Origin of the sequence: Bradyrhizobium sp., from assembly GCF_047605465.1 — a bacterium.
Classification (GTDB): domain Bacteria; phylum Pseudomonadota; class Alphaproteobacteria; order Rhizobiales; family Xanthobacteraceae; genus Bradyrhizobium.
This window is the reverse complement of sequence record NZ_JASGFS010000116.1, coordinates 1-6,743: the sequence shown is the minus strand read 5'-3', so window position 1 is coordinate 6,743 and position 6,743 is coordinate 1. Positions and strand designations below refer to the sequence as shown.

7 protein-coding genes and 1 pseudogene are annotated in these 6,743 nt (G+C 61.9%); 6 read left to right on the top strand and 2 right to left on the bottom strand.

All coding sequences use genetic code 11. From position 1 onward, the window contains the following. The 5 genes and pseudogenes from QM712_RS35790 to QM712_RS35770 form a co-directional block, all read left to right on the top strand. A pseudogene (locus QM712_RS35790) lies at positions 1–737 on the top strand (vitamin B12-dependent ribonucleotide reductase); the annotation flags it as partial. A gap of 412 nt (positions 738–1,149) precedes the next feature. After that, a complete protein-coding gene (locus QM712_RS35785) occupies positions 1,150–1,737 on the top strand; it encodes a hypothetical protein (protein ID WP_415027859.1) in 588 nt (195 codons plus the stop codon). 71 nt (positions 1,738–1,808) lie between these two features. After that, positions 1,809–2,357 carry a hypothetical protein gene (locus QM712_RS35780; RefSeq protein WP_415027858.1) on the top strand — a complete coding sequence of 183 codons (549 nt, stop codon included), beginning with the start codon at positions 1,809–1,811 and terminating at the stop codon, positions 2,355–2,357. Continuing rightward, positions 2,347–3,105 carry a hypothetical protein gene (locus tag QM712_RS35775; RefSeq protein WP_415027857.1) on the top strand — a complete coding sequence of 253 codons (759 nt, stop codon included), beginning with the start codon at positions 2,347–2,349 and terminating at the stop codon, positions 3,103–3,105. Before QM712_RS35780 ends, QM712_RS35775 begins: the two co-directional genes overlap by 11 nt. Positions 3,106–3,231: 126 nt before the next feature. Further along, positions 3,232–3,747, top strand: a complete 516-nt coding sequence (locus QM712_RS35770; RefSeq protein ID WP_415027856.1) for a ParB N-terminal domain-containing protein — start codon at positions 3,232–3,234, stop codon at positions 3,745–3,747. 149 nt (positions 3,748–3,896) lie between these two features. On the opposite strand, the gene QM712_RS35765 is transcribed toward QM712_RS35770, so the two are convergent. Next, positions 3,897–4,169, bottom strand: a complete 273-nt coding sequence (locus QM712_RS35765; protein WP_415027855.1) for a hypothetical protein — start codon at positions 4,167–4,169, stop codon at positions 3,897–3,899. A gap of 51 nt (positions 4,170–4,220) precedes the next feature. Then, entirely contained in the window at positions 4,221–5,144 is a 924-nt protein-coding gene (locus QM712_RS35760; RefSeq protein ID WP_415027854.1) for a LysR family transcriptional regulator, read from the bottom strand. A gap of 86 nt (positions 5,145–5,230) precedes the next feature. Between QM712_RS35760 and QM712_RS35755 the strand changes: the two genes are divergently transcribed. Beyond that, positions 5,231–6,445 (top strand): YbfB/YjiJ family MFS transporter, encoded by a 1,215-nt coding sequence (locus QM712_RS35755; RefSeq protein WP_415027853.1) that lies wholly within the window; start codon positions 5,231–5,233, stop codon positions 6,443–6,445. Positions 6,446–6,743 lie beyond the last annotated feature (298 nt).

Genomic DNA, 6,743 nt, shown 5'->3' with positions numbered 1-6,743 from the left:
TGCACAAGGAAGGCGCGGCGCTGCGCTCCTTCATCAACAACTTCGCCATCGCGGTGTCGCTCGGCCTGCAATACGGCGTGCCGCTCGACGAATATGTCGACGCCTTCACCTTCACCCGCTTCGAGCCGGCGGGCCCCGTGCAGGGCAACGACAGCATCAAGTACGCGACCTCGATCCTCGACTACGTCTTCCGCGAGCTGGCGGTGAGCTACATGTCGCGCTTCGATCTCGCCCATGTCGATCCGACCGAGTCGAACTTCGACGCGCTCGGCAAGGGCGTCGAGGAAGGCAAGGAGCCCGACGAGACCCAGCACGCGACCAAGCTGGTCTCGCGCGGCCTCACCCGCTCCCGCACCGACAACCTCGTCGTGATGCGCGGCGGCAGCGCCGCGGTCGCCCAGGGGAATGACAGCGCTCCGTCAGGCGGCAGCAAGGTCACCGCTCTGGCCGGACACGGCGCGAGCGCCCGGGTCGGTGACGTCCTTGAAGGCGCGGTCGCGCTGAAGCAGGAAGTGACCCACGACCTGTCTCCGACGGAGAAGCTCGAAGCCCTGCAGTGGAGCAAGGCCGGCAGCGCCGCGACGGTCGCAGCCCCCAGCAAGGCCGAGCGCCGCGCCGAAGCCAAGGCCAAAGGCTATGAGGGCGAGATGTGCAGCGAGTGCGGCAACTTCACGCTGGTGCGGAACGGCACGTGCATGAAGTGCGATACGTGCGGCAGCACGACGGGGTGTTCGTGAGAGCGTAGTTCACTAACCAGGATCGCTATGCCGGGCATACCCCGGGCATTCACGAAGGGCGGCCGAGAGGCCGCCCTTTTTGATTCAATGAAGTGAATAGAGATTGACCAATATAACAACCTACCTTTCATCTTCACATCCAACGAGCTTCCAGTCCTTCCCTGATCAAGACAAGATGGCAATGGCGAGAACTTCGATCCAAAGATCGCCCCAAATCTCCATTAAATTATTGATCTTAAATACTTTTACGACAGGAGTGTCGCATCACCGCGCGTCCAGACAACTCCATCTTGTCTTGATCAGGGAAGGACTGGGAGTTCGTCGGGTGCAATGCATCATAGATATGCAGTTACTTATAGGTCATTTTTCAAAATAATATTCAGCTATTACATGATGTTACAAGAACAACATCGTGTCATTTATTGACATTCAGCTCACGCGCGGCGTAGAGTGGCGCCAAATTGAACAGGAGGATCCTCAAGTGACCGGATTCGACGAACTAGATGCGATGAAGAAAATCGCCGATGCGTTGGAGCCATTGGACGATGCTGCTCGAGCCAGGGCACTTCATTGGGCTCTAAGTCGGTTTTGCGGAACCCAGGCCACCATCGAGCCATGGACGGCTCGCTCAATCGAACTCACAGCCGATTCGGCTAATGCGAGCGAGTACAACAGCTTCGCTGAGTTATTCGATGCGGCGAATCCAACGACCGAAAAGGACAAAGCTCTGATCGCAGCCTACTGGATACAGATCTGTGAAGGCGCGCCTGCCTTTCCCGCTCAGACCCTAAATGCTCTGCTGAAAGATCTCGGCCACGGCGTTGGCAATATCACAGAGGCATTAACTGCGCTGAAGAGCGAACGCCCCGCGCTCGTCCTTCAACTGAAAAAGGGCGGCACTTCTCGGCAGGCGCGGAAAACCTACAAACTTACGGGCGAAGGGGCCAAGCGTGTGGCCGCCATAACAAAGCTCTCATTCCAATCCGACGAACCGAGTTAGGCATGAGTGTGGTCTTGTCGCGTTAGCTTCACTAGCGCGTAATCGTTTCGACTACTTCAATGAGGATCGCAATGACGAATGCAGTGAAGATCAAGTTGCGGGTTGGCGTTAGAGAGATCGAAGTTGAAGGCCCCCGCGCTGACGTTGATGCCCTTCTTGAACGATGGTGGGATGAGAATGGCTCATCAACCAAAGTAGATTCCACAGACGTGGAAATTGAGGCCCCTAAGAAGAAGCAATTGCGGTCAATCCAGAGAAAGACGGAAAGCAATACAGAGAACGCATTCGACGCGAACGCATTGGCCAATCAGATCAAAGAACGACAAGATTTTGATCGCCTAACAAAGAAGGTCATCCATGCAAAGGGAGACCGATACAACAAGGTCGCACTCGTACTCTGGGCCGCCGGCGAGCCGCTGACTTCGGGACAAATTCATCGCGTCTTAGACGCGCTCGACATTCGCATCAGCCTCCCGAATGTTTCCAATACATTGAAGGCGAACATGAGCAAATTTCTTACGTCAGTGCAACGACGTGCTGGTGGCCCGCCCGCGAGCTACCGTCTGAGCGGCCAAGCCAAAGTCGACTTCGAGAAACGGCTCGCACAGAATGAGCAATGATCTAGTCGTATTTGGCGAAGGATTGGCCAGCCTGGATTTGAACGAGGTCGACTTGGCTGTCGCTTTGCTTTGGTTTCTCGATCAATCGTCGGGAGCGACCGACGTGACAGCCACGCAATTGGCAAACGTGATGCACGACCTCTCACTTCGAGGAACCGTAAACTCTTCGCGGCTGGACAAACGTCTAGTTGCGAATGCCGACGTGGTTCGCGGGAGGAAATCGGGCTCGTTCAAAATTAAGCTGTCGAGAAGGTCCGCACTCGACCAGAAGTATCAAGCGTTACTGAAGCGACCAACACCTAAGGTCGAGAGCCATGTATTGGCTAGCGACGATTTTCTAGCTACCCGACGCTATCTCGAAACACTCGTCTTTCAAATAAACGGCTCATATCAGTTCGGCTTCTTCGACGGATGCATGGTGCTTTGTCGGCGGCTAATGGAAACGTTGCTGATTGAAGCATTCGAACAGAACGGCCATTCAGCGGCCATCAAGCACCAAGGCAATTACCTTCAACTTGGCGAAATCATAGGTATCGCTAGGAGCGGCCAATACATCAAGCTCGGACGGGGTAGCGCCGACATTCTTGAAGAAGTCAAGTCTGCAGGAGACACGGCTGCTCATAACAGGACGTACATAACAAAGCCCCAAGATGTTGACGACCTCAAGCTGAAGCTTCGTCGCGCAATCTCAGAACTAATGCATCTTGCAAAGATTGAGCCCTCGACGCCCGTCGGAAACAGCTCGTAGGTTCCTGCTTCTACGCTCATCAACACCCCGCCACCGAAATTGCCTATGCGGCCGAGCCCTTCCCTCCTAAACTCCAACCACCGCCGGCATATGTTCCGACGGGACCGGTAGAAGCGGAGTCAACTTATGCCCAAACCGGAAAGCTTCCCGATCGAAAACATCTTCGTTCCCACGAAGCAGAAGAAGACAATCAAGCCCGAGAGCGTCGCGGAGATCGCGGAAAGCATTCTGGACATCGGGCAACAGGCTCCCATTTCCGTTCGGCTCGACGGAGACCGCCTCGTTCTGGTCGAGGGACTGCATCGGTTAGAGGCCTGCAAGGCGCTCGGCGAGACGACCATTCTCGGTGTCCTTGTTACGGCCGAGCTTGTTCAACCCAAGCCGCCGCTCGCCGAACGACCCGAAGTCGAGGCCGAGCGCCTCAAGATGGCGCGATTGAAGCAGTTGCGCCTGGAGAAGGAAGCGGCCGAGGCATCGACGTCTTCCTTGAATCGCGTCAGCGCAACGGAAGCGCCGCGCACCCGTCCGGCGAAAGGCGTCCGCGACATTCCGAAGGCATCATTGGGCCGGGCTGCGAAATCGACACCGAAGACATTGTCGGACTGGATCACCCAGCAAAAGAGCAGCGGCGGCCGTTACTGATCGCCGGCTCCGGAATTACGGCGCCAGTTCTTACGTGGTGCCGCAGGGTGGGCAAAGGCGCATTTGCGCCGGGCCCACCACCTGTCTCGATCGTGAAAAATGCGTGGGCGCGCTTTCGCTTTGCACGCCTTACGAATTCTCGGTCTCCGCTACCACCAATACGGCCAGCGCCATCCCTCGTAGCGCACATAGGACGGCACCAGCGGCGGGCCGTAGGGATCGACGCGATCGTCTTCGGGGCGATAGCGATAACGCGGAACGACGTTGTAATCCCACGGCGTCGGCCGAAGCACGGGCGCCGTGACGACGAGCCTTTCCTGCGCGGGAGCGGCATGAGGTTTCCGCGTCCGGGCCTCGGCCCCCGATGTCCCAAGCAGCGCCAGGGCCGTTCCGAGCGCACACGCGACAGTCATGATCTTCATGCGTTGGTCTCCTTCCCGGCAAGACTGCTCAAGGACGCCAGGCAAGGCAAGCTAATTCGCGCCCGCCCTGCTCGCATGACTGCTCTCCGTTCCCGACTTCGATGCGACTGCTTTTCCCCGCGGCCGCGCCGCGAGCTGGTCGCGGAGCGCGAGCACGGACGCCGAGGCCTCGCCGCGCCGCCAGACCAGCGGCGTCGTGATGTCGCCCTGCGCCTTCGGAACCCGGTGCTTGCTGACATCGGCATGCGGCACGATCGCGAGCACCGACTCCGGAACGAACGCGATGCCCGTGCCGGCGGCCACGCATGCGATGATGGCATGGTAGGATGACAGATCGAGCACGCGGCGCGTGACGAGGCTGTCGGCGCCGAGCCAGCGCTGCAGCATGCGACGGTAGGCGCAGCCGTCCGGGAATGCGATCAGCGAAAGTCCGTCGGCATCGCTCGGCCGCTTGATCGGGCGGCTCGCCGCGCTCGCGATCAGCGCGAGGCGCTCGGCGAACACAGGCATGTGATCGAAGGCGCGATCGCCCGGGGCTTCGCCGATGAAGGCGGCGTCGAGCTTGCGCTCGGCGATCTTGCCGAGCAGAGCGTCGTTGGTGCCGGTGGCGAGCTCGATCCGCACGTCGGGATGGCGGCGATGGAACTCCGACAGCACCGCCGGCAGGCGGCTCGCCGCCGTGCTCTCCAGCGATCCCAGCCGGAACACGCCGCGCGGCGTCGTGCCGGTCACCACGTCCCGCGCCTCTTTCGACAGCCGGATCAGCCGCTCCGCATAGCCGAGCAGAAGTTCGCCCGCGGGCGCCAGGCGCAGGCGCTGCTTGTCGCGGTGGAACAGCTTCACGCCCATGGAGTCCTCGAGCTGCTTGATGCGCGTCGTCACCGCCGACGGCACCCGGTGCAGCTTGGCCGCGGCGCGGGTGATGCCGCCTTCATCGACCACGCTCTTGAAGACCTGCAGGTCGGCGAAATCCATGTCGGTCGCTCCGTTCTATTTTCGAGAATAACTTATGCATATCTTTTCAGTATTGTAGAATATCGCGCCGGGTTTATCTACCGGGCATGCACAGTCATCTCAAGACAACCGATCTCGGCGCGCCCGATTCCGGGACACCCGGCCTCAAGACCTCGGCGCTGACCGCGGCCTCGGTCGGGCTCCTGGCGCTCGCGAGCGCGATGGGGATCGGCCGTTTCTCGCTCACCCCCATCCTGCCGCTGATGCAGCAGGATGCCGGCCTGTCGCTTGCGACCGCCGGGTGGCTCGCGACCAGCAACTATCTCGGCTACCTCGTCGGCGCGCTGCTCTGCATCGCGCTCGCGCCGCGCCCCGCGGCCTCGATCCGCTGGGGCCTCGCCGGGGTCGGCGTCACCACGCTCGCGATGGGCCTGACGGACTGGGCGCCACTCTGGCTCGGCCTGCGATTTGCGGGCGGCGCCGCCAGCGCCTTCGTGCTCGTCGGCACCTCGGCCTGGGCGATGCCGATCCTGCGCCATCACGGCAAGGACGATTGGTCCGGCCACGTCTTCTCCGGCGTCGGCATCGGCATCGCGTTCGCCGGCGCCTTCGGCCTCGTCGCGGCGTTCGACGCCTGGAGTTCGCGCGCCACGTGGATCGTGCTCGGCGCGGTCGCCTGCGCGCTCGCGCTGCTGCTGTGGCGGCCCGTCGGCGCCGGCATGCCGTCCGTGGCCCAACCGGACCAGCCCGCGCCCGGCCGCGCGCTGCCGTGGCCGGCGATCGTCGCCGCGATCTGCTACGGCGCGTTCGGTTTCGGCTACATCATTCCGGCCACGTTCCTGCCCGCGCTCGCCAAGGGCTATATCGACGATCCCGCGCTGTTCGGCATGGTGTGGCCGGTGTTCGGCGCGGCGGCGGCGCTGTCGACCTTCGCCAGCGGATGGCTCGGCCGCGGCCTTGCGCCCTGGCAGCTCTGGACGCGCGCGAAGTGGGTGCTGGCGATCGGCGTGCTCGTGCCCGCGCTCTGGATCAACGTGCCGACCCTTCTGCTCTCGGCCTTGTGCGTCGGCGGCACCTTCATGCTGATCACGATGGCCGGCATCAGGGAGGCGCTTCGCCTCGGCGGCACGCCGGCGCCGCTCGCCGTCGGCGTGATGACGGCCGCGTTCGGCGCGGGCCAGATCGTCGGACCGCTCCTGGTGAGCGTGCTGCAGCGCTCGGGCCACGCCTTTGCCATCGCCAGCCTCATCGCGGTGCTGTGCCTGGTGATCAGCAATTGCGTGCTGCTGTACGCCAGCCGCCGCGCGGCACCATCGGCCTGAACACCATCGGCCTGAACCTGCCGTGCGCTGCCGCGGCGCGTGGCAGCGGGACCGGGCACCCTGCCATCATGCCCCTGTTTTGCCCGACGGGTCAAACCCGGTTTCGGTTCGGCCGAATTCGGGATCCCCACGCGGTCTCTACTGTGCATGGGGTTGTTTTCGCGATTTTTGTCCGGCGCCCCTCCCGCCGCCGGTTTCGGCTATTTGCCGAGCGCGTCGGTGAGCTCAGGAACCGCCTGGTAAAGGTCGGCGACGAGGCCGTAATCGGCGACCTGGAAGATCGGCGCGTCCTCGTCCT